Here is a 24,612-nt window from a genome sequence, read left to right on the forward strand (position 1 = left end):
AATTTCGAATTAAATAAATATTAATCAATCACTTATTATTTATTTTCTATTTTAAAAATTCGTCATTCTCAATTGGTACTATCTACTTGCAAATAATAATCTTGATGTAAATGAGAATCAATTATAGTATGTTTAAAGGTAAAATGTAACCCTACTGTTACATCAGTACAGTTCATGTGGACATCAACTCATTAGAAAAAGGTCAATTTTTACAAACAAGCAAATCTATAACGTTATGAATTATATGAAATTTAATCTAATGTAAAAAATTTGCGAAATAAAAATTGATGAAAATAGCCATTTGATAAACCAGGATTCATTTATGTTGGAACAATTTTCCAAATCGCCCTCTCTCCTTTCGGTTACTGATTACGAAGAACATATCTGGATGTTGCAATTACAACAGGCTGAACAAGTTAACCGACGTTTTAATCTATGGAAACTTAATCAAGGTTTAGACATTCAACTGCTCATTAAAGCAATTCAAGACATTATTAAAACTACACCTGACTTAAATGTCCGCTATACATTTAGTGACGAAGGTGATTTATACAAATATCCATTTGATGACCATTCAGCTTGCCTAGAAGTAAAAAAGAGTAATACAGAACAAGTTTTTGAGCAGGTAGCTACCTTAAAAGCACAAGCATGGAACGCAGAATTTCATCCCCCTTTTTTTACAAGTCTCATAGAAACAGAGCAAGACTATTTTCTTATTTTAGCGCTCCACCCGATTCTTGATGAAAACTATCAAAAGTCAGATTTCATTCAGGCCATACAAAATCGTTATCAACAAAACTCACCAAATAATATGCCATTGGTGCTGACTGAAATTGATATCTCAAATCATCTAGCTGCAAATTCCTCAAAAGCGCCAGAACAAGCTAACCAAAACTATGTATCAGAAATTATTTTAGAAGAGTTCCGAAATACGCTCGCTGAACCAGAAATGAGTCAACATGATGACTTTTTTGATTTTGGCGGCCATTCATTATTAGCAACACGAATTATTGGGAACCTACTCAATAAACACGGAATTGAGATTCAATTTAATGATTTCTTTAAATCTCCATCTGCGGCTGACTTAGCCCAATATGCTTTCGTTAAATCTGCAAAAACCGAAAAAACTACCTTACAAAGTGTCGATCAAGCCCCGCTTACTTTAGCTCAAGATTTCCTGTGGCAAGCTTATTCTGCGTTCGATTTTGGCCCAATTTATAACTTACCATTTGCCGTAGAATTCCTTGAAGAAATTAATGAAGATGTTTTCTTGCAAGCCTTTACAGATATTGTTGAGCGCCATGCAGGTTTACGAACAATTTTTAATAGCGCCAATGGTCAAACCTATCAACAGGTTATTCCTACCTCTGAACTTAAACAATTCAAATGGTTTTGGAACAGTGCCGAAAGTCACGATGCAACACTTGCAAGTGAAGCTTCATATAAATTTGATTTAACCCGTGAACTTCCCTTAAGAATTCGTTTAATTCGAAATACCAAAGGTCGCCAAACTCTATCGTTCTTAGTTCATCACATGGTAATTGATGAATGGTCTTTAAATACCATTATGGCTGACCTTGCGCATGCTTATCTTGCTCGCTCAAATGCTCAAGCTCCAAACTGGAAGGCACCAGCCCAATCCATTCTTGATTTTTCTTTACTCCAGCAAAAACAAGGTATCAATCAAGACCATCTAAATTATTGGACTAACCTGCTAACAGGGGCAACCAAAGGTCTAAGCCTTCCTGTTTCGGAACATGAATTAAATGCTGAAAAGGAAAAACCTCCAGTCCAATGGCTCGAACTTAAATTTGCACCAGAAATGCATGAAAAGCTTCTCGCATTTTCGAGACAACACAGCTCTTCTATTTTCACGGTTCTCTATACTGCTATCGCCCATGCATTACAGCAACAAGGTAATTTAAAAGATATTGTGATTGGTACTTCTGCCTCTGGACGAACTGATCCTGAGTTTTTTGATACGGTGGGTTACTTTACGACTATGGTGGCGCATCGCACACAGTTTAGCCCTTCAGATTCATTCCAATCGTTGCTCCACAATATCAGCACAATGATTAATACCTCGATGGCCTATGCAGATATTCCAATCAACCATATACAAAATGCATTAGGAATGAGCGCAGATGAAGGACTGTTATTTGATGTGTTTATTCATATCCATTCAAATAATGCTTTAAACGGCGCGCTCAAAACCCCTCAGGGACAAGACCTTCCTTATCGTCAGATCTTGCCGGAACGTGATGAATCGATGTTCGGATTACATTTTGAAATTATGGAAAATGTGATTGATGGACAGCATCAGTTAAGCATGATTATTACGTATCAGGCCCACCGCTTCCCGACTGCAACAGTGCAAAGTATCTGTGAAAAAATTAACGCAACCTTAGCTCAAATCTAGTTGCCCTAAAACCAACTATGTGCTTAAAAGCAAACATCTCAACTTCGCTTTTAAGCACATTTCAATTTTTCTATTTTATTTGCTGCTCTACTTTATTCACCACATCCTGAATTGTTTTGCAGCTAACTAGCGTATAAAAATCAATTTGTGTATTAAGCTTTTGAGAAAGTTTCTGAGCAATACTCATGAGTTGTTTCGGACGAATTCCTATATCTAATATTTCACTTCTATAAAAAATATCCATTTTTTCAGCTTGGCTGTCAGCTATGCATTCACGGAAAACCGATAAAACCGAATCCCCCACCTCAGCGACTGCTGGCGATGCTTTAGAAGAGTTTGCAGACAACGTAGAAGTTACATAAATTTTCCCCTGAGCCATTTCTTGCACAGCTTTACGATCAATTTTTCCATTTCGAGTGAGAGGTATGGTTTCGACGGCCAAATATTTCGAAGGAATATGTGAACTCGGCAAATGTATTTTTAAGAAGTTCTTTAATTCAGGGCTATTTAGGCGAGTAGTTTTATATTTATTTTCTAGGGTATAAACGGCGACTAACTCTTGAGTTTCAGTTGTTGGATGTACACAACTTACTACCACACAGTTATGGATATACGGGTTCTTCATCAAAGCATTTTCAACCTCGGCCGCAGAGATTCTCACACCTTTTATCTTTAAATAACCTTCCTCACGTCCCGCAAAAATAATATTTCCATCTTCCCTAAAATACCCTTGGTCACTCATGCGAAAAGCAGTTTGAGTTTCATTTTCGCTCACTTGAATTTCAACGAAATCTTTATAGTAAATTTCCCCATCAAGTAAATAACCATTAGATAAATTTAGGCCAGTCATGTACATCGTACCGACCTCGCCCATTTGGCAAGGCTTCAGATTTTCATCCAAAATAAAATAACGGTTATTTTCTAAAGCTTTTCCATACGGAATAATTTCCTGATCTTGCTCATTTATTTCATGCCATATACTCCAAATTGTGGTCTCGGTAGGTCCACCTAATGAAAATAAACGAGCGTTAGGTAATTGTTGTCTTAACTTCGCTATAAGTGAAGGCTTGATATAGTCGCCGCCTTGGGCAATTAAACGCAAAGACTGTAATTGTTCTTTTTGAGCTACACTGAACAGCATATCGACAATGGCAGGGACACTGCTCCAAATCGTAACCTTGCAACGATCTACTAAATTGGCCCAGACAACAGCATTTTTACTTTGCTCAAAAGATGGAACCACCAAAGTTGCGCCCACTGCCATTGAAGCAAATACATCAAATACCGACATATCATGATGAAACGGTGTTACCGCCATAATCACATCGTCAGCAGTAATTTTCCATTCCGAGATCGTCTGTTGTAGCGTGTTTTCTGTGGCCTGATTATTTAGGACCACACATTTCGGAGTCCCTGTACTTCCCGAAGTATATAAATAATATGCCGGACGTCGGTTAATTTCGGCATTAAAGCTCGGTTTGTACTTAGTTGTAGCCGATAAAATCTCATTAATATTTAGTGTTTGCACACCTGCAATAAATGAGTCACTCACCACAACATCTGCCCGACTATTCGTCAATAAATAGTTCAGTCTTGATGGCGGAGAATCCATATCTACAGGTAGCCAAATGATGCCGGTAAGCGCACATGCCAAAGCTGTATAAATATGCTCAGGACTTTTTCTCAGGCAAATTGCCACCACCGACCCTGTTGCCAAGTCTTGCATTTTTAGCGCATACATGACTTTGGCGACCTGAGTCCCTACCTCAGCATAACTAATGCTACGGTCTTCAAAAATGAGTGCTGTTCGATTGGAATTTTGCTCAAAAATATTTTCATAAATTTGCTTTAAGAAATTTTCTACATTGTTATTTTTATCATTCGTTTGCCCTAAATTTTGACTCAAATCTTTTAGCATTTATCTTGGTCCTCACCCTATTCTTTATGCAATACCACCCGACCTAATATTCAAAACAATGTTATAAAAATGTCGTCTTTATCGCTGTTTGTTTGAATAATAGATACCCTAGCACAATAATATAAATGATAATCATTTACAATTACTATTAAGAGAAATATCAATTTCTTTCTTTTAAAAGCCATTAATAAAAAATGATAAATATCAAAATAATAAAATAATTTTTGCTATTCGATTTAATTGCTTAGAGAACTATTTCTATGGTCTAAAACACACAATTAATAATGATTATTATTTACATTAAGAGCTAACTTCGTTATCGTAGCCATAGAGAGATCACATCTATATCAATTATCGCGCTCTATAGTAATCATTAAGCTTGGGTTATATATATGACAAAAATTGCAGAAAAATCGAAACAAGAATATGGCGACTTACTAAAAGAAAAAGACCATTTACAAGATATGGAACAACTTGAGATGACTATTGTCTCGATCCAGACGCCGTATCCTTCTATTGTAAGAATTCAAGGAAAAATCAACACATTACAACCAGAGCTTTGGCAAGCTCCCAATTTGGCAATTCGGTTAATTGTGAGCAATCCGCCAGAGGAACAACCCATCTCACGCGTCTATACGGTCCGTTCATTTAACCCTGTAAATACTCAAATCGAAATTGATTTTGTTAAACATGAAGATTTAAGCCCAGCAATGGAATGGCTTAATTCGGCTCAAGTGGGTACAAAAATCGAGCTTATTGGCCCCCGCCCCCATTTCATTCCCAATTTCACAGCCAAAAAGCATGTGGTCATGTTTGCCGACGATACGGCTGTACCCGCGTTATATTCAATACTCAAGCAATGGGAAAATGGAGTAAGTGCTGATATTTTCATTGAAAGTTTTGAAAAAGACATTGCTAGCCAATTACCCGAACTTGAGCATGTCAAAATTCATTCGTTCCATAAAGAACATCACACGGCACAAAAAGGTCTTCTTTTAAAAGCAGCATTTGCGCTAGAAAATTATGAAAATATTACGATTTGGGCAGCTTGCGAACGCAACGAAGCAAGAGCCTTACGTCAATTTTTTCTAGAAGACCAACTGTTAAATAAAAATGACGTGCGTATTGCCGGCTATTGGAGAGACGGCGTATCTAGCTCAGAGTTAGACAAACTGCGTGCTCAACATTATCAGAAACATATTCAGCAAGGTAAGACCTTAAACGAATATGATGACCTCGATTTAGCAAATTAAGTTTCTTTTACATACAAATAGGCACTGGCTCTGGATATACCTAAATGTTGGGCAACCGTTTCCACCGCCTTTTTAATTTCTAATAAACCATTATTCTTAAGTTCTTGTATTAATTGCTTTCTCTCATTGAGTTTTAACATACGCGGTGTAGTGGCATGTTTTGAAGCAAACTGATCGATATATCTTCGAATTGCTTCCGTGCCATTCGGTTCCAAGTTTTCAATAATGTTGTCAGTTTCAATTTTAGTGAAATGCTCTAAAGCGCTTTGCATCCCTCTAAATAAGGTTAAATCAATATTCATACATAAAGCGGCTACGTACTGGCCCTCTTCATCTTTAATGCCGATCGAGGTGCTTTTTGCAGGGCGACCATCTGCAAACTGGTTAGCATAGTTTGTAATAAGATTTGGAAACTCCGGAGACATGATTCTTGCCAGCCCCAACTCAGTTGCCGGATCTCCAACTTTTCGGCCAGATAAATTATTGTGTATGGAGAGTATGGCATGCTCAGGATTGGTTAAGTCATGGACAACCACTTCACAAAAAGGCGCTAGTGTTTCACTTAACCCTTTCGCGATAGTATCAAGTTGAGTGAGTAAATGTTTATCACGATTGCCCAATGTATTTCTCCTAATGACTTAATACTGTTTCAAACCTTACATTGACCAAGCAAACAGTAATTTAGACTTTTTATCTAATTTTAAACTTAATGTAAATCAAAATCTTATATCTCATTGTTATCAAATTAAAAAATAAATTAGACATTTTATCTAAATATATATATTTTATCTAAACAAGGTTAATAGATTGTACTTTCCTTGGCAATACGAAATCTTGCATCCGAAAACATTGAATAGAATCAGGTTTAATTATGAAAAATTTAACCCTTCCAAATTATGAAGATGTCGCAGCCGCTGCTGAACGTATAAAAGATTTTATAAATAAAACCCCTGTTTTAACTTCACGTACGGTGAACAATGAATTTGAGGCAGAAGTGTTCTTTAAATGTGAGAATTTTCAGCGTGTAGGCGCTTTCAAATTTCGTGGTGCCATGAATGCACTTTTGCAATTTAATGAGACTCAAAAGAAAGCAGGTGTAGTTGCTTTTTCTTCGGGGAATCATGCACAAGCCATTGCGCTTTCATCAAAAATTCTTGGTATTCCAGCAACCATTATCATGCCTAAAGATGCACCTGCTGCAAAAATGGCAGCAACGCGAGAATACGGCGGCAATATTGTTGAATTTGACCGTTATACGGAAGATCGGGAAAAAATTGGAAAAGAGATTGCCGAAAAAAAAGGTCTGACATTAATTCCGTCTTATGACCATCCGCATGTGATTGCAGGTCAAGGTACGGCTGCTAAAGAGTTATTTGAAGAAGTCGGTGATTTAGATTACCTGTTTGTATGTTTAGGTGGTGGCGGTTTGTTGGCAGGTTCTGCCCTGTCTGCTCGCCAGCTTTCTCCGAACTGCAAAATATATGGCGTTGAACCTGCCCTAGGAAATGATGGACAAATGTCTTTTAGAAAAGGCGAAATTGTTCATATTGATACCCCACCAACCATTGCCGATGGCGCACAAACTCAATATTTGGGCAAATTGACCTTTCCTATTATTCAACAGAAAGTTGATGATATTTTGACGGTCACAGACGAAGAACTCATTAACGCTATGAAGTTTTTTGCTGAAAGAATGAAGATGGTGGTTGAACCGACAGGATGTCTCGGATTTGCGGCTGCCCGTAATTTAAAACATGAGTTAAAAGGCAAACGTATCGGCATTATTATTAGTGGTGGCAACGTCGATATTTCTAAATACGCGGAGTTTTTATCTGCTTAATCAAACTCAATATCTATCTATAATTTCCTTTAAAGCCTTATAGGTAGACATTTATATGTAATCTCTTTTTAAAAAGCCTGTTTTATACAGGCTTTTTTTATATCTAAAATTTAAAACGAATATTTATAAAAATCTTAATCATCTTAAAAATGCAACAATATGTTGCATCTACTCTATTTTTAGCTTTACCCCACAGGTTTAACATATTCCTCAAGAGATAAATAATAATTGAGGAGATCGAGTCATGAATGCTTATTTGCATCGTAGTGAAGATCGTGGTCATGTTAAAGCAGGCTGGTTAGAGTCTTATCATAGCTTTTCGTTTGGTAGCTGGTATAACCCTAAATATATGGGGGTAAGTGCACTTCGAGTCATTAATGATGACCGAATCGATGCCCAAAACGGTTTCGGCACTCACTCGCATGACAATATGGAAATTTTAACCTGTGTGCTTGATGGTGCAATTTCACACCGTGACACCATGGGAAATGAAGGCCAGATTAAAGCAGGTGAATGGCAACTTATGAGTGCAGGTACAGGTGTTGCTCATAGTGAGATTAATAACACCGATACGCCAGTGCATTTATTACAAATCTGGATTATTCCCGATGTAAAAGAAGCCGAGCCAAATTATCAGCAAATTAGTTTGGACCCACGTAATCAACCGAACGAATGGCATTTGATTGCAGGCCCTGACGCAAATGCACCAATGCATATTCGCCAAGATGCAGAGGTAAAATCTGCTGTACTTGAAAAAGGTCGTGAACTGCCAGTTGAGACTTCAAAACGAGTTAATTACGTTCATGTAATTTCAGGTGAAGTGCGTATTGGTGAGTACGAAGTGAAAGCGGGTGATGCTCTGGTCTTTGAAGATAACGCAGTGATTCAAGCACTCGAAGACAGCCAATTTATCTGGTTTGATTTACCTTAAACTGCTTAAAAGCCCTTTTATATGAAAGGGCTTTTTAGTCACTGCTACCGCCCCCATCACATCCGCCTGAGTCGGAAAATGATGAGCAATCATTTGATGAATGAGAACTATGGTGACTGTTATCGTAAATATGGTGGTGTGGTGAATATGTTGAAGCTGAATAATCATGCTCACCCGATGGTGAATAATTTTTTGAATTTCTAAGCAATGCGATTAAGCAAATGATTCCAATACTCGAAAAAATGGCAATAAATATCACAATAAATAACTTCAAATAACGTCCTCCCTCATACAGCTATAGAGATCATTGTTGTTTTTCTCTTTCATTATTTAAAGGAGCCATACTGAATAAACAAGTTATTTTTTGATAAATACAGCATACAGCCCCCTTTCTTATGACTCGTATTTAGCCGCTACTGACGCAACCCTAATCTTTTCATTTGCATGTAGTTAGTCCTCTTAAAAAACACTCAAACACACTCTCCCGCTCGCTTACCCCACCTGAGCTTAAAAGCTGAATGATTGTGCCTTCCACCATATATAAAAATAGTTTGGCATCGGTAAAAGAGACATCGGGTTTAAGCAATCTAAGCTGGCTATAAATCTCATTTTTGAGCCATGTTCTATAGCGCACTGCGGTTTGATAAGCGTTGGGATAACTATTTTTAATTTCAAAAACGGCTTTAAATAATAAGTAATACGGCCCTTCTATATCGGTGTGTAAGTCATAAAGTTTTTTGAGTTTATCTATTGTGGAGGTACTTAAGTCATACTCGACCATTGCGACTACTTGTTCTTGGAGCTTTTCTTTTTGCACCATGAGGCAGATTTCAATCAGCCTTTCTTTAGAGTGAAAGTAATTATAAAAAGTCGCTTTTGTAATCTCTGATTCTTTCACTATTCTGTCGACGCCAATAAGGTGGAACCCACGGTGGTGAAACAGATCAATTGCTTTATTTACAACATATAAGGCACGAGTTGGGAGAACTACATTTCGCATAATTTTACCGTTATAAATTCTTGTTGTTTGTAAATGAGATACTTTTTTGGGAGAAAAAAAGGCACAGCAAAGCCTATAAAGACTGTGCTTGGCACATCTCAAGTTTTATTGTTGCTAAGTTTTTGGTTGTGACGATTTAAAGCCTGAAAGCGCTAATAGCCCTCAAGCTGCTTTAAAGTTTATGTGGTGTCGTTATAGCTTTTGGCATTGAGAGCCAAGAAATAATGGATGTGCAAAGCCAACTCCTTTTTATTGGGAGTTCTGCCAAAGCATTAAAATTATGGTGGCAGAACGAGAAAGGGTTAGCAGACTGGTGAAAGATATAACCAGCACACCCGTAGGTGTCCCTCTCCCGTCCTACCGCTACGGGAGGAGACTAGGAGTTTACACATAAGAGTATCCCTCAGATGGAATAACTCTGATGCGATCTTTCATCACGGTCTGCTAAAACCGACTGGCAATGTGGCCAGCAGGCAAAGGATAGTGCTCTGCCCTTTAGCAGTCAAGCACACAAAATGACATTTGCTTTAATTTAGATCATTAAAAAAGTAAGGCTAAATAATGAGTAAGTTATTGTTTAAGAGGGGTTTATAAAGGTGGGGTTAGGGTAATAGTTTTATAGGGTAAAGTTTTGGAGGTGTAACCTTTTAAAAAGTTTAAAGGTTACAGGATTCTGGGCTTACAAAGACTGATAGAACTTTCCTAATTTTCATTAAAAATTCAATCATATTCAGATTTACTATTAGAGTGAAATTTTACTAGAGAAATAGCTCCATATATATTCTCTATGATCAATCTCATCATTTATAAGCGACTGGATAATAGAACTATCAATGATATATATAAGTAATCTCGCTTCTTCAATAGAAGCATTGCTTTTAATATTTAATAATATTTCTAGTATTATATTAATTAACCATTCTCTATACTTAATAACTACTCGATGAGCTTGAGGATATATTTTTTGTATTTCGAATATAGCCTTAAATATTAAATGGTAGTGACTTTTTAAATCAGCATGCAAAAAATAAATTTCTTTTAACTTATCTAAATTTTGGCTTTTTAAGTTTGCACTTAAGATTGAACTTACTTGTTGCATTAAAGTTTCCTGATGAAACTCAAGACACAGCTCAATTAGTTTCTCTTTACTTTTGAAGTATTTATAAAAAGTCATCTTGCTAACATTTGACTCTTTAGAGATACGGTCTACTCCAACATTATGAAATCCATGTTGATCAAAAAGATATCTTGAAGTATGGATAATCATTGATGAACTAAAGGGAATTTCCATATTTGACATAAATAAACCGCACTATAAAAAGATTGAAAAAAATATATGCAAGAACTTCATATATTCCATATTTATAATTATAAAATATAAAAAACACAAAAGTCAGCCAAACAATGTTTGTTTTTCATTAATCTACATTTTAGGATTATTATACAAGTACCTTAAATATAAAACATACATCCTTATTATTTATTTAATTTTCATTAATTTAAATTTAACTCAATATTAACCCATGACTTTTTCTCATGCATTCATGCAAATTAATCCTTTGAAAATAAGCTAACCACTACCTAATTTAAATATAACGTTCACTATACCTCCTTTCTATATGAGCAAAGCCCAAGACATTCTCAATACTGCCGAGAGACTTTTTGACTATCAAGGCTTTCATGCAACTGGAATTGATCAGATTGTTCGTGAAGCTGAGGTAACTCCACGAACTCTTTATCGACACTTTCACTCAAAGGAACAATTGATTTTAAAAGTCCTTGAGGAAAGAGAATTACGCTTTTTTAGAAAGCTACAGCAATGCATTGAGAATAAAGAAAACTCTATTCCAAATTGGGTAGCCGTTTTTAATGAGTTGGAAAACTGGTTCACAGAAGAAAGTGACAGAGGATGTTTATTTTTACGTGCTCTAGCTGAGTATCGTCATAAAGAGACTGAAATAGTGCAGACCGTGCTTATTCATAAACAACGCACACTAGATTTTTTAATGGGCCAATTTGCTAAAACTTCATCTGACCATTTTAAAGATAAAGCTGAAAGTTTGATGCTCATCATTGAAGGTGCTGTTGCCTTAGCTCCTGTAATCGGTGGTAAAGCAGCAATTCAAAGAGCCAGTAAGTTAGCCCATCAATTATTACAACCTACAACCCACCCACTACTTCACTAGGAGAAACATATGGTACTGCCTACTAAAATGCATGCTGTGCTATTAAAGGGACACGGTGGTCTTGACCAGCTTGAATATCGTACTGATGTAACAGTTCCTACCCCAGCAGATGATGAAGTTTTAATTCAAGTTTCTGCAGCTGGTGTAAACAATACAGATATTAATACTCGTATTGGTTGGTACTCGAAGACAAATGAACAAGCTACAAATACAGGTGGTGCTAATGGTCTTGAAAGTATTAGCGATGATGATGCATCTTGGTCAGGTACACCTCTTAAATTCCCATTTATTCAAGGTGCGGATTGCTGCGGAAAAATCGTTGCAGTCGGTAAAAATGTAGATCCATCTCGTATTGGTGAACGAGTCATTGTCCGCACTATGTTACGTGCTTACGTTGATTATCGTCCTTATGAGTGCTGGACTTTCGGTAGTGAATGTAACGGCGGTTTTGCTCAATTTGCTACAGTTAAATCTGCCGAAGCTTACAAAATCAATTCAGATTGGACAGATGAAGAATTAGCTTCTATTCCCTGCTCTTATTCAACAGCTGAAAATATGCTACACCGAATTGGATTAGGTGCAGAAACTGTATTAATTACAGGTGCATCTGGTGGTGTAGGTTCTGCAGCAGTACAGCTTGCAAAACGCCGTGGTGCTCAAGTTATTGCTCTTTGCTCATTATCTAAAGCTGATGAAGTATTAGCTTGTGGTGCAGATCGTGTAATTGACCGTAATGCTGACTTAGTTAAAGAGTTAGGTAAAGAATCAATTGATGTAGTCATTGATTTAATTGGTGGACCACAATGGCCTTCTTTATTAGAAGTCTTACGTAAAGGTGGGCGCTATGCAAATGCTGGGGCAATTGCTGGTCCTATTTCGCAGATCGATCTACGTACAGTGTATTTGAATGATTTGACTTTAATGGGCTGTACATTCCAAGAAGATGAAGTGTTTACCAATCTCATTTCATATATCGAGAAAAATGAAATTCGTCCTTTAGTAGCTAAGACTTATCCCCTCAATGAAATCGCTAAAGCTCAAGAAGAGTTTCTGAGCAAGAAACATCTGGGCAAGCTCGTTTTGACTGTTCCATCAGTTGAGGCATAGATCAGATTTAAGTGAACGGTGTTACTTATGCTTCTTTCTAATCAATACGGATGTCATCAGTAACACCAAGAATAAATAGTCTTAAAGACAAGGATATATTCATGAAAATTAAGCGTATTGAGCTCTATCAAATCGATCTACCTTACTCTGGTGGTGTATATCATCTTTCGGGTGGTCGTGAATATCGTAGCTTCGATGCTTCCATCGTAAAAATTATTGCAGATAACGGGTTAGAAGGCTGGGGAGAAAGTACACCATTTGGTTCAACATATATTGCATCTCACGCTTTAGGTACACGTGCCGGTATTGCTGAAATTGCGCCTCACTTATTAGGTAAAGATCCCCGTCAAGTCGATCGTATTAATGAGACCATGGATAATGCTCTTGTTGGACATAATCATGCCAAATCAGCACTTGATCTAGCGTGTTGGGACCTATTTGGTAAATCGGTAAATTTACCTGTATGTGAATTATTAGGTGGTTCAACTGGTCGTAGACTACCTGTAATTTCTTCTATTCATGCCGACACCCCTGACGCAATGCGTGAAAATGTAGCTAAACATCGTGAACTGGGTTATTTAGGCCACTCAGTGAAAATTGGTGCTGTCGATAGCGAAGGTGGTCCGGTCTTAGATGCTGAACGTATTAAAGCAAGTTTGGCTGATCAAAAACCAGGTGAATTTTTTATTGTTGATGCGAATGGTGGCCTTACACCAGAAATGGCATTAAGAATTTTCCGTTTACTCCCGAAAGGGCTCGACTTTGTTTTAGAAGCACCATGTAAAACATGGCGTGAAACCAAATCATTACGTCAACGTTGTGATATCCCTTTCTCTCTTGATGAACTGATCCAACAAGATGAAGATTTAATCCATGCAATTACTGAAGATCTCATTGATGGAGTGGGTTTAAAAATCTCTAAAGCTGGTGGATTAACTCATTCACGCCGACATCGTGACATTGGTCTCGCAGCTGGGCTTTCTCTAAGTGTTCAAGAAACTGTAGGTTCAGATATTCCATTTGCAGCAATTGCTCATCTTGGAGCAACGATTCCTGAGAGAAACCTACGATGCCTTTTAGATACACGAGGGATGGTAAGCATTCACACAGCAGAATTTGATGCACCGATTGTTGATGGCGGTGTGATGGTCCCTAACAAACCTGGCCTTGGTATCACTGTTGATGAAGATTTATTGGGTTCACCAGTAGCTGTTTGGGGTGACTAAACAGGATTTCATTTAAATAAGGTAAGCCCAAGAAACTATACATTCATGACTGTTTTTAAAAATTAAAACAGTCATTCCTATGTACGTTTTAAACCAAATTTTAAGACTTCAAAGTTATCTAGACATTCATTTTTTAATGAGTGTTATTCCCTTCTATTGTCTTAAACATACCTACTCAATGGAAGTACTAATAACGCTCAAGGACTAACAAAGATGGCGCGAAAAGGATGAAGTATAAGGAGTCACTATATTCAAAAGTACTCCTCAATCGCCCATAAAAACTAAAGCAAGTACATATGTACAAAAAAGGAAGATACACAAGGAGCGTATCATGAATCAACAACAAGTGGTTTCCCCACCTCAGTTAATTTCCCAAGATCAAATAGCACGTCGCTTTATGACAAAACTCGCTTGGCTCATGGCAGGCGGGATGTTTATTGATGGATTTGTTTTAGGTTATTTAGGTGCATTAATGCCCTCTATTACAGCCGATTTGCATTTATCAACTACATGGCAAGGCTTAATTGGTGCAGCCTCACTCATTGGAATTTTCTTTGGTGCTCCAATTGGTGGATATTTTTCAGATCGCTTTGGTCGTAAACCACTATTCATGATCGACCTTTTTATATTCTTCATATGCTCAATTGGACAATTCTTTGCATCTGATCCCTACACGCTTTTTATAGCTCGTCTATTAATGGGTGTCGCGATTGGAATTGAATATGCAGTCGGTTGGCCGATGCTTGCAGAATTTGCTCCAGCTCGCCTAAGAGGTAAATTATTGATTTTGACTGAAACCTCTTGGTTTGTTGGATATCTTGTCTCGTATACCCTAAGTTTTATTATGATTGAAAATCATATTGCGAGTTGGAATGTGATTTTAGGAATTAGTGCAATTCCCTCTTTAATCGTTTTATTAATGCGTAGTGGTATTCCAGAATCTCCTCGTTGGCTCATGAGTAAAGGACGTAAAGAAGAAGCTTCTAGAATTGCACATAAGTATTTTACTGAAGAAGACAAGAACGATATTTTAAATCAGAAGCATGCAAATGTTGGACAAAAGACAAGCTTCTTTGATTTATTCAAAAGTAAAAATATCAAAGGTACAACTTTAGTTTCTATATATTTTATTGGTACTTCTGCACCTTATTTCGCAATTGGTGTATTTATTCCAATGATTTTAGAAAAATTAGGTTTGCAAGACGGTATTAAAGGAGGATTGTTCCTCAACACATTTGCTGTATTTGGAACACTTGCAGCTGTATTGTTAATTGAAAGAGTGTCGCGCCGTAAAATGGCAATTCTTCCTATCCTTATTTGTACTATAGCGTTAGTCGTAGTGGCTTTAGCTGCAAATCATCCCACATGGATTCTGATTGGTTTCTTAGTTTTCGCATTTGCTAATGCTATTACTGCAGGGATGATTTCAGTTATCCCCGGAGAAGTGTTACGCCCAGAAATAAGTTGTTCAGGTACAGGTTTTGCAGCAGCAATGTCCCGTATAGGCGCTGCTATAGGTGTGTTTTTGATGCCTATGTTTGTTGCAGCACATGGAGCAGCATTAGCAGTTTGGATCGCTGCTGGGGTGTGCTTAATAGCAACAGTAATTACCTACCTATTTATGCCTGAAACCAAGGGTAAATCAATGAGTGAAATTTTTCATTAACTCAAACTTTCTGAATAAAAAGCAAAATACTTTCTCTTAAAAAAGAGAGTATTTTGCTTTGAATCTTTATTTTAAATTGCTCATCAAGAGCAGAAATCGCCTGAATATATGATTAAAACTCATCATATCTTGAAAATATATCCATTGAAGCGAAGCGTACATTTCACCTATCTTGAAGATGTTTTAGTCAGGGAGAATACATATGAAACAGTGGAATTATTCAAATGCTAGAGCACAACTTACCATGATTATGGATCAAGCTGTTGCTGGGCATCCTGTAGAAATTACTCGCAGAGGTCGGGAATCTGCAGTAATTATTAGCAAAGCTTCTTATGAGGCTTACAAGAAAGCCGAATACGATGTTGCTTACTATAAAATTTCAGCTTCTAAAGAAAATTCAGAAGCTTAAAGACATCTCCAAAAATACTCTTTATTCATGCAGCAAGGTTCCATGAAGCTCAATATTTCTTTAATTCAACTTGGTTCCTTGTTTGCATTTATCTCTGCATTTCTATTTAGCAGTAAAGCAATTTTTATTAAACAGGCATATAGCCTTACTCCATCATTAGATGCCATTACCTTAATGGCTATCCGTATGGGAATTGCTCTACCCTTCTTTTTAGTTATCTGTTGGTTTTGTCGCCATCAAAATCGCAATATCAAGCTAATAGATTTTCTATATCTACTTTCTGTTGGCTTGTTAGGCTATTACATTTCTAGCTGGCTCGATTTCTATGGACTCATGTTTATTACCGCGTCACTAGAGCGAATTATTTTATTTTTATATCCCACTATGACCGTTTTAGCGTCGAGTTTTATCCTCAAGCAAAAATTAAGTTCAAAAACGATATTTGCACTTGTCTTAAGTTACGGAGGAACAGTCATTGTGATGCTCCAAGAGCAAAAAACGCTTCCAGATCAACATAACTTCTGGTTTGGAGCAAGCCTAGTATTTGCTAGTGCAGTTGCTTTTGCTTGCTACCTTTTACTTACCCCACCATTAATCAAAAAATTTGGTTCATGGAACTTAACAGGACTATCTTTATCTGCAGCTTGTATTGGTACACTTATACATTTTCTAATGGTAACCAGTCATCCTGTACAACTACTTAACTCTTTACCTGTACAAGTTATTTGGTACGGAATCTGTTTAGGTTTATTTGTTACGGTTCTACCCACCCTCTTATTAATATTGAGTATAGAGTACGTAGGTGCAACACAATCAGCAATTATTTCATCCATTAGCCCAATTGTTACTATTCTTTTTTCAGTCTTCCTTTTAAACGAGCATTTAAATACAATCCAGTGGCTAGGTTGTTTTCTTAATATTTTTGGTGTGATGCTTATTACACTTAAAAGAAAATAAAACCAACAATTAAATTATAAAAGATATATTTTAAGTATTTTTATTATTTATTTTTAATGATGATAAAAAGTCATTAACTCATGATTATTTATCGTGCTCGACTAACTATTAAAGTACCCATTTAAAAATTATGATTAATTTTTTAATCGGGTCTATCGTATGAGCCGCCAAATCTCAACCTTAATCGGTGTTTCAGCTTTATTACTTTGGTCCACTTTAGTTGGCTTACTCAGGCTTTCTACAGAAAGTTTTGGTCCTATCTATACAGTGACTTATGTATATACCATCAGTGCTATTATTTTGTTCTTAACATATGGCCTGCCCGATTTAAAAAAGGTTTCAAAGAAGTTTCTTATTTTATCTAGCTTGCTTTTTGTTGTTTTTGAATTATGTTTTGCCTTTTCAATTACTCTAGCAAATTCATCAGAAAAATCGATTGAAATGAATATTATTTTTAATATGTGGCCGACTTTAATTATTATTATGTTGGCAGTATTAAAAGAAGAAAAAGTAAACTTATTAACTATATTAGGAGTGATCGTAAGTTTTGCAGGAATAGTTATCATTAACTATCACCCTAATCTAAACTTTATTGATAACTTCTCAAAAAATCCGATTAGTTACTTGCTCATTTTTTTAGCTGCTATTCTTTGGGCCGTTTATTGTATTTATACCAAAAAGCAAAGTAATGGAACTAATGCTGTTTCGCTTTATTTTATATTAACTGCAATAGCTTTATGGATTCTTACTCTCTCTACTCAAGGTTTCCACCTACCCCATGCTCAAGGTATTAATGGCTATATATTCGTCTTAATTAATGCTGTTTTTTTCTCTATGGGTTATCTGGCTTGGAATATTGGTATTATCAAAGGCAACATGCCCGTTTTGATTATGCTTTCTTATTTTTCTCCAATTTTCTCATCAGCATTCTCAGCTTTTGTTTTGAACTCCGATTTAACAATCAATTTTTGGTACGGTGCATTAACGGTTACTTTAGGATCATTAATCTGCTGGTACTCAATTCGAAAAAACCATGTTCAACATAACCAAGCGAAATTAGCTTCTTAATTTTTTAGTCACAGCCATACTATTTTGGCTGTGACTTTTTATTTTTATCAAACTTTATCAATCAAACGTGTAACACCATTTACAATCATATCGACTGCGATTGTTCCAATTAATAAAGATGCCAATCTCCCAACAATATCAAAATAACGATCAATATATTTGGCATGGCGATAGCGTAAGTGATCATGAGAAAATTTCATTGCTATCAAAACACTACAACTCACAAATAGTACTAAGGCAATAACTATAGCTGCCTCTAAAAGGGGCATACTCATGCCGGTCACTACAGCTGCACTAATTGTTCCAGGACCAATCATAAATGGCATAGCGACAGTCCCAGCCAAATGTTCAGGTGCACCTCGCATTTCTCCAATAGTATCGGCACCCTGGAATACATAGCGATATCCAATCACCAGAAAAATCAGGCCACCAAAAATCAGAAATGATTCAAACCTTACATTTAAATACCGATTAAAAATTGCTTCACCACCCCATGCGAATAAGAGAAATACCACATATGCAATGAGGCTTCCTTGAATCAAAGCCTTATTAAACACTCTGGTTTCTGTATGACGAATTAGCCCAATCATATAGATACTCATGAGGAATGGATTAAGTAATGAAAAAAATAAAATAAATGTACTAATAAATGGTGAAGACATTTTTATTATTCCTACACGACTTCAGGAAGCTTTTAAACTTCCTGAAAATTGATAAATGAAAAAACCTGTGCAAACTTTTAGAAGCTATAAATCAACATTAGATTTAAGAGTTTGTTCCATTTCCCATCATCGCCTGCTGCAAGAGAACTACCATTGCCGCCAACAAACGGATCGTTTTTACTCATCACATATTCGGTATATAAAGAAATATTTTTATAGTCCCACGCCACGCCAACGATGTTGCGCTGAGAGTCATTAAATCCATTTTCTTTCTTGTTAAAACCACTAAAAACAACATACGGCGTAACATTGAGCGAATCTTTAACATTCTTAAAAACATAGCTCGTATCAACCGTATAGAAATATCCTTTGTTAGCAATGTCATATTCGCCATCAAAAGAACCGAAAGTTGAGCTAGCTGGACTCAAAGCATCTTTATTACTAATCGATTGTCGCCCTCCAGTAAGTACGACATTCAGATTTTTATAGTTAATACGGTTAAATAGAGCCCAAGTGTTTCTCGTACCATCTGCAGAAGTTTTTTTATTCTCAATGTCTGAATACCAATAACTTCCCCCCACCGATACCTTGAGATCATCTGTACTTAAAAACTTAAGATCTTGATCGACACGTGCCATCCACATGTTTTTTTCATTCAGGTTTGTTTTGAGTGGATCAGATGAGGTAACAACATTAGCCGTATAACGTGCTGAGTCTTTACTACTTCCGTGGTAGTTACCACCATCAGTTGCAAAATAAGCCAAATCTACTTTAGTAGCAGACGGTAATTCAAAGTGATAGTTCGCACCTAAATTGGAAGCATCTTGCAAACCCATTGTGTTGTTAATACCAGCATAAAAGCTGCTATCCCAAAAACGACCTGGACCGAAAGGAATGGGTTGCACACCTACAGTAATATGATCTGTCGCGTTTAAATGGTAGCCAGCATAGCCATAAACTAGAGTCGAGAAATCACAGAATTTATCGTATTGATAACAACGATATTCGACTTTTCCAAACCAGTCGGGTGACTCATAACCTAGCCTTAAAATAGCTGCATCAAATTTTATTTTCTGATCTGATGCAGACTCGCCGTAATCCTTATCTTGATAATTCCCACGTAAAGCACCTGAAATTGTTAAAGCACCCGTATCACTTTTAGGATCTCCAAAAGTTACTCCGGCAAAAGCAGGTAACGCCATTCCAACTGAAATTAACCCAAATCCAAGTGTTAAATAGACCTTGCTCATTTACAAATCCTTGTTTAAATGAAGATTTGCAGAAAACCTTTCCTGTCCTCTGCTTATTTTTTTCAGACAACACTTCCCTGTTCAGGAGAAGCTCCTGAAATTTAAAATTTTCGTTAATTTGTATTAGCCCTAATTCAAAGCTACGTTCTCATAAGAATAAAATGACCCACATTATTTTTTCCTGAACAATATGGGTCGTTTCTTTTATGCAATTCCGTGCAGCTCTTTCCAGTTACCTGGATGTACTACGTAACCAAATACCGCATGTCCACCATAAATTAGCTCGGTTCCTTCAGGAATCCACAACATTTGTCCTGGACGAACTTCATATTTTTGACCGTTAGCAGTAAGCTCAAAACAGCCTTCAATTACAAAAATGACTTCGTCATAAAGTAATTTCCAACTTACCTCTGCCCCTTCCCAACGTGCAAAACCAATACCCATATTTGGGGAAACATCAGCTCCTAATGCTCTTGCAACATAAGCCGTACCATCTGGTGTTTCGCCACGTAAATTGAAATTAAGTTGAGCGCTATCAACTAACTTTACTTCTTTCATCTATTTCTCCCGCTTACAATTCACTACGACTGCGCCATTTTTCAAATCTGATACGTGTTCTAACACCTAAACCTAAGAACGGTTCTGGTGGATTTAAACTAGGCATACCAGTTACATACTGAATATCTTTTAAAGCTTGGGAATCTGAGCCAACAACGAGATCAGCCAATAACGTTCCTGAAATTGTGCCCCATGCTGCTCCTACACCATTGTCGCAAGCACTCGCATAAACGCCGTCTTCTAACTCCCCAAAGAAGTTAGTGAAATTACGAGAAATCGCATAAACACCACCCCATGTATGGGTAAATGGAACATTAGCTAAATTCGGATAACGAGCTAAAAATGCCTTGCGATGATCTTCTTGTATCCAACGACGATTATCATCACTTACATTTGCACCGTATTTTGGGACATGCTTATAAGTGTTACGGATTAGAATACGGCGATCAGCTGTCATTCTTAACGTTGTCCCAGCATGATCAGCTGGAGTAAGCCCCCAATCTAACTCACCCTGATAAACTTTCATCTCTTGGTCAGTTAATGGACGCGTCCAGCTCGCAAAGGTCATAACTGGTAATAAACGGTTCTTCAAATAACCAAATTCACGAGTAAAAATACTAGTTGCCAGCAATACTTTCGGTGTTGTGATTGACCCATGGTCACCCTGTAATAGCCATAGGTTATTACTTTTTTGCAAACTACGAATTGGTGATTGCTCTAATAACTCCACATTGTCTGGTAAGTGGTCACCCATACCGCGCACTAAAGCTGCTGGTTGCATCAAATATGAACCAGGAGTAAAAATCGCACGACTATAAAAATCTGTACCTAAAACTTTTTTAAGTTCTGCTTTTTCAACCCAACGATATGGTTCACCTAAATCTTTCATTAGATGCTCAAAATGATTGAGATGTGCTTCGCCACGCTCACCTACAGCACCTTGATATTTACCAGCTGCAGACCATTGACAATCAATGTTATAGCGCTCTACTAGGCCTTGTAACTGAGCAATTGCTGAACGATTCAGACTTAATAACTTTTGCTTATGAGAAGGGTCAGGATGCGATAATGCAAACTTATGTGGTAAATCAATAACAAACCCTGAGTTACGACCAGAAGCACCTTCAGCTACACGTTGTGCATCAACTAGAATAATACGGGCATGCGGTTTGAGTTCAGCTAATCTTCGAGCTGCTGCCAATCCTGCAAAGCCTGCTCCAATAATGGCATAGTCAGCTTTTTGTAGACCTATTAACTTTTTAGCAGGACCGGCTGGAGGCAATGCTGCATACCACCCACAAGTATTATCATCATTTGGTAAAGCAATCATTTTGTTATTCCTTTAACTTAAACTGTGGATGGGCACGAATTTAATTTCTCAAGCCATTCAGTACGATGGTGTTGTAATTGACGACCGAGTAAGGCAAAGCCTATTAATTTATCTTGCTCATTGTAAAAACCAGCCGCCAACTCCCCATCGTGCTCTTCCACTCTCCACTCACCTGTTTCCATTGCTGGCAATACAGAAAGTGGCAAAATTGGGGTTTTTACTAAAACTGGGGTCGCTTTCAGATCTGCGTCAGTTGATTGACCTAAAAGATTATTAACTAAAGCAGGTAGTGCTTGAGTGATTGGATTGATATATGGTGCCCATTGTCCGTTCACTTCTGCACAGTCACCTAAAGCAAAAATTGAAGGATCACTACTACGATGATCCAGACCAGTACAGATACCACGTGCTGTCTCTAGACCTGCTTCTTGAGCAAGAGCAATATTTGGTCTTAAACCTACTGCACTTAATACCAAATCAGTTTCAATTATTTGGCCATCTTGTAGTGTTAACTGATAACAACCATTTGCAGATTGAATAGAGCGGATACTATTTTGTAATTTCCACTCTACTCCTAACTGGCTAAGCGCATTTTGTAGAGCATGACCTAAAGGTTCTGGAATAAGACGTTCCATTGCCCATTTACCAAGTCCGACGACAGTAACTTTAATCCCATGTGCAGCTAAATCATTAGCAAATTCACAGCCGATGAGACCATCACCAAGAATGGTGACATGTTTTTTATCTGCCAATTGCTGACGGAAACGACGGTAATCTGCCAGATCATTTACGCTTAATGTTGCAGACGAATCACCTTCAATAGGTATAACAATTGGCGTTGCACCAGTTGCTATCACCAATTTCCCATAAGAGTAATCACCAATAGTGGTTTGAAGCTTTTTATTGGCGCGGTCAATATGAGTCACTTTCGTATGTGGATAAACACGTATATTTAAACGTTGCTCCCAACTAAGAGCAGATTCACGAACTAGACTATCTCCGTCTTTACCTAATGCTAGTGCATTAGATAAAGCTGGTTTGCTATATAAGGCGCCATCATCAGCAGTAAATACGGTAATAGACAAGTCTGGAGATTGTGCACGTAAATTCGAAGCTACATGATAGCCAGCATGGCCACTACCAATAATAACAACTGGTTCAATAACTGCAGCGGCTGCTACTTGAGGGATTTCGTCCTCTTCAATATCTGTGATATCAAGCATTTCGAAATCAGCTTTACCCACCTGACACTCTGGACACATCCAGTCATCTGGGATGTCTTCCCATTTTGTCCCTGGTGCTATCCCATCATCAGGCCAGCCTTTAGCTTCATCATAGATCCAGCCACAGACAATACATAACCACTTTCTCATCTTGTCTATTTCCCTTATTTCTTACAAATTACACGCTATGTTTCAAACGGATACCGATATTGCGAGTTTGAACATAACTGTAGATGGCTTCCTGCCCTTTTTCGCGACCAAAACCAGATAAGCCCACACCACCAAATGGTGTTTCAATACCACCAGCAAACCATTCGTTAATAAAGACTTGGCCAGCAATAAGTCGGTTTGCTACTCGAAGTGTTTGATTCAGATTTTCACCAAATACACCTGCAACAAGTCCAAAGTCCGTACCATTTGCGATTGCAACTGCCTGGTCTTCGTCATCGAATGGCATGATCACCATTACAGGTCCAAAAACTTCTTCTTGGGCAATCGACATATCGGCTGTTGCTTCGATAATAGTAGGTAGTACAAAGTAACCTTCTAAATCTGCTGCTTTCCCGCCTGTTAAAACATTGGCACCTTCTTCACGTGCCTTATCAATCATGGCAAGAATTTGTTGTTGCTGATCTTTAGATACAACTGGAGTAAGTTCGGCATTACTTTCGCCAATACCTACAGTTAGGCTCTCAGCAAGATTCACAACAGCTGCTTTAACTTCTTCATAGCGACTGCGGTGCACTAATAAGCGAGACATCGCTGAGCAAACTTGGCCAGAGTTATAGAAAATTCCTACTTTAACGCTACGCAGTAATTGCTCAAGATCAACATCAGCAAAAGCAATTGCAGCTGACTTACCACCTAACTCCATAACTGAAGGTGTTGCACGTTCAGCCGCATCTTTCAAAATGCGTTGGCCTGTTGGTACTGAACCGGTAAATACGATTTGATTCGTATCTTGATGTTTAACCAGATGAGTACCAACTTCTGAACCTTTACCACAAAGTAAGTTCACTGCACCTTGGGGAAAACCAGCTTTCTCAATAGCTTTGATGAGTAAAACCATTCCTAAAGGTGAAACTTCAGGTGACTTAATTACAACCGCGTTACCAGCCGCTAAAGCAGGTGCTAATGAACGTGCACAGATCGAAACAGGAAAGTTCCAAGGTACGATTTGAACCGATACACCCATTGGAATATATGAGGTGAAGTCGACATAATCTTTACCTAAAGGTACCGAAATACCTTCAACTTTATCTGCCATACCTGCGTAGTATTCAAAATAGCGAGCGGCTTCATCGAACTCTTCACGTGCAGTATCAATATTTTTGCCATTTTCACGACATAGAATTAATGCACCCTCTTCAGCAATTTCACGAATCGCTTCCGCAGCTTTTAACATCCATGCAGTGCGCTTCGCAGGACGCACATCTGTTAAAGCTCCGCTATTCACACATCGACGTGCTGCAGCCATTGCAGCATCTGCATCTTCGATACTTGCACGAGCCACTGTTGCAAAAGCTTTATCAGTTGCTGGATTGATAACTTCCAATTGGCGAGAAGCATCTCGCCATTGGCCATCAACGTAGTTGAGGTAGTGTTGCAT

22 protein-coding genes and 1 pseudogene are annotated in these 24,612 nt (G+C 37.6%); 11 read left to right on the forward strand and 12 right to left on the reverse strand.

Going from position 1 to position 24,612, the window contains the following annotated elements; translation table 11 throughout:
- The first annotated feature begins 388 nt into the window (after positions 1-388).
- Entirely contained in the window at positions 389-2,419 is a 2,031-nt protein-coding gene (gene basB / locus KNQ97_RS03730; protein WP_253611953.1) for an acinetobactin non-ribosomal peptide synthetase subunit BasB, read from the forward strand.
- Between the two features lie 70 nt (positions 2,420-2,489).
- Here the strand turns inward: basB and basA are convergent, their stop codons facing one another.
- Positions 2,490-4,337 carry an acinetobactin non-ribosomal peptide synthetase subunit BasA gene (gene basA / locus KNQ97_RS03735; RefSeq protein WP_253611858.1) on the reverse strand — a complete coding sequence of 616 codons (1,848 nt, stop codon included), beginning with the start codon at positions 4,335-4,337 and terminating at the stop codon, positions 2,490-2,492.
- A 392-nt stretch (positions 4,338-4,729) separates the two neighbouring features.
- Between basA and bauF the strand changes: the two genes are divergently transcribed.
- Positions 4,730-5,590 carry an acinetobactin utilization protein BauF gene (bauF, locus tag KNQ97_RS03740; RefSeq protein WP_253611859.1) on the forward strand — a complete coding sequence of 287 codons (861 nt, stop codon included), beginning with the start codon at positions 4,730-4,732 and terminating at the stop codon, positions 5,588-5,590.
- Here bauF and KNQ97_RS03745 read toward each other — a convergent pair.
- Complete coding sequence (locus KNQ97_RS03745; RefSeq protein ID WP_000528173.1) at positions 5,587-6,210, reverse strand: transcriptional regulator; 624 nt, start codon at positions 6,208-6,210, stop codon at positions 5,587-5,589. The genes bauF and KNQ97_RS03745 overlap by 4 nt on opposite strands.
- Positions 6,211-6,461: 251 nt before the next feature.
- On the opposite strand from KNQ97_RS03745, the gene KNQ97_RS03750 reads away from it, so the two are divergent.
- The gene (locus tag KNQ97_RS03750; protein WP_253611860.1) at positions 6,462-7,430 is read left to right on the forward strand and encodes a threo-3-hydroxy-L-aspartate ammonia-lyase; all 969 of its coding nucleotides are present in this window, start codon (positions 6,462-6,464) and stop codon (positions 7,428-7,430) included.
- A gap of 244 nt (positions 7,431-7,674) precedes the next feature.
- Entirely contained in the window at positions 7,675-8,361 is a 687-nt protein-coding gene (locus KNQ97_RS03755; protein ID WP_253611861.1) for a pirin family protein, read from the forward strand.
- A 34-nt stretch (positions 8,362-8,395) separates the two neighbouring features.
- Here KNQ97_RS03755 and KNQ97_RS03760 read toward each other — a convergent pair whose 3' ends face one another.
- The 3 genes from KNQ97_RS03760 to KNQ97_RS03770 all read right to left on the reverse strand — a co-directional run bounded on the left by KNQ97_RS03760 (position 8,396) and on the right by KNQ97_RS03770 (position 10,661).
- Entirely contained in the window at positions 8,396-8,635 is a 240-nt protein-coding gene (locus KNQ97_RS03760; protein WP_002064570.1) for a hypothetical protein, read from the reverse strand.
- A 162-nt stretch (positions 8,636-8,797) separates the two neighbouring features.
- Entirely contained in the window at positions 8,798-9,361 is a 564-nt protein-coding gene (locus KNQ97_RS03765) for a TetR/AcrR family transcriptional regulator (protein ID WP_253611862.1), read from the reverse strand.
- Positions 9,362-10,103: 742 nt separating this feature from the next.
- Entirely contained in the window at positions 10,104-10,661 is a 558-nt protein-coding gene (locus KNQ97_RS03770) for a TetR/AcrR family transcriptional regulator (RefSeq protein ID WP_002000041.1), read from the reverse strand.
- A 319-nt stretch (positions 10,662-10,980) separates the two neighbouring features.
- Here KNQ97_RS03770 and KNQ97_RS03775 point away from each other — a divergent pair, with 319 nt between their 5' ends.
- The 7 genes from KNQ97_RS03775 to yddG all read left to right on the forward strand — a co-directional run bounded on the left by KNQ97_RS03775 (position 10,981) and on the right by yddG (position 17,980).
- Complete coding sequence (locus KNQ97_RS03775; RefSeq protein WP_031965220.1) at positions 10,981-11,547, forward strand: TetR/AcrR family transcriptional regulator; 567 nt, start codon at positions 10,981-10,983, stop codon at positions 11,545-11,547.
- A gap of 9 nt (positions 11,548-11,556) precedes the next feature.
- Entirely contained in the window at positions 11,557-12,654 is a 1,098-nt protein-coding gene (locus KNQ97_RS03780) for an alcohol dehydrogenase family protein (RefSeq protein ID WP_000244008.1), read from the forward strand.
- Between the two features lie 101 nt (positions 12,655-12,755).
- Positions 12,756-13,880, forward strand: coding sequence for a mandelate racemase/muconate lactonizing enzyme family protein (locus tag KNQ97_RS03785; RefSeq protein WP_064479021.1), 1,125 nt, complete (start codon positions 12,756-12,758; stop codon positions 13,878-13,880).
- Between the two features lie 331 nt (positions 13,881-14,211).
- Entirely contained in the window at positions 14,212-15,546 is a 1,335-nt protein-coding gene (locus KNQ97_RS03790; protein ID WP_253611863.1) for an MFS transporter, read from the forward strand.
- A 202-nt stretch (positions 15,547-15,748) separates the two neighbouring features.
- Positions 15,749-15,955, forward strand: coding sequence for a type II toxin-antitoxin system Phd/YefM family antitoxin (locus tag KNQ97_RS03795; protein ID WP_000816059.1), 207 nt, complete (start codon positions 15,749-15,751; stop codon positions 15,953-15,955).
- Positions 15,956-15,997: 42 nt separating this feature from the next.
- A complete protein-coding gene (locus KNQ97_RS03800; protein ID WP_253611864.1) occupies positions 15,998-16,912 on the forward strand; it encodes a DMT family transporter in 915 nt (304 codons plus the stop codon).
- Positions 16,913-17,071: 159 nt separating this feature from the next.
- A complete protein-coding gene (yddG, locus tag KNQ97_RS03805; protein ID WP_000089888.1) occupies positions 17,072-17,980 on the forward strand; it encodes an aromatic amino acid DMT transporter YddG in 909 nt (302 codons plus the stop codon).
- Positions 17,981-18,027: 47 nt separating this feature from the next.
- Here the strand turns inward: yddG and KNQ97_RS03810 are convergent, their stop codons facing one another.
- The 7 genes and pseudogenes from KNQ97_RS03810 to KNQ97_RS03840 all read right to left on the reverse strand — a co-directional run bounded on the left by KNQ97_RS03810 (position 18,028) and on the right by KNQ97_RS03840 (position 24,612).
- Complete coding sequence (locus KNQ97_RS03810; RefSeq protein ID WP_000097915.1) at positions 18,028-18,642, reverse strand: MarC family protein; 615 nt, start codon at positions 18,640-18,642, stop codon at positions 18,028-18,030.
- A gap of 77 nt (positions 18,643-18,719) precedes the next feature.
- Positions 18,720-19,892, reverse strand: coding sequence for a hypothetical protein (locus KNQ97_RS03815; protein ID WP_253611865.1), 1,173 nt, complete (start codon positions 19,890-19,892; stop codon positions 18,720-18,722).
- A 204-nt stretch (positions 19,893-20,096) separates the two neighbouring features.
- On the reverse strand, positions 20,097-20,450 hold the full coding sequence (locus KNQ97_RS03820; RefSeq protein WP_000665859.1) for an ethanolamine utilization protein EutQ: 354 nt from the start codon (positions 20,448-20,450) through the stop codon (positions 20,097-20,099).
- Between the two features lie 13 nt (positions 20,451-20,463).
- Complete coding sequence (locus KNQ97_RS03825) at positions 20,464-21,780, reverse strand: FAD-binding oxidoreductase (protein ID WP_196086063.1); 1,317 nt, start codon at positions 21,778-21,780, stop codon at positions 20,464-20,466.
- Positions 21,781-21,797: 17 nt separating this feature from the next.
- Positions 21,798-23,003 (reverse strand): NAD(P)/FAD-dependent oxidoreductase, encoded by a 1,206-nt coding sequence (locus tag KNQ97_RS03830; RefSeq protein WP_223233483.1) that lies wholly within the window; start codon positions 23,001-23,003, stop codon positions 21,798-21,800.
- Positions 22,992-23,153, reverse strand: a pseudogene (locus KNQ97_RS03835) (rubredoxin); the annotation flags it as partial. The gene KNQ97_RS03830 and the pseudogene KNQ97_RS03835, both read right to left, overlap by 12 nt.
- 28 nt (positions 23,154-23,181) lie before the next feature.
- Complete coding sequence (locus KNQ97_RS03840; protein WP_024433557.1) at positions 23,182-24,612, reverse strand: aldehyde dehydrogenase family protein; 1,431 nt, start codon at positions 24,610-24,612, stop codon at positions 23,182-23,184.

This window comes from Acinetobacter sp. UC24323, from assembly GCF_024151445.1.
Taxonomy (GTDB): domain Bacteria; phylum Pseudomonadota; class Gammaproteobacteria; order Pseudomonadales; family Moraxellaceae; genus Acinetobacter; species Acinetobacter baumannii.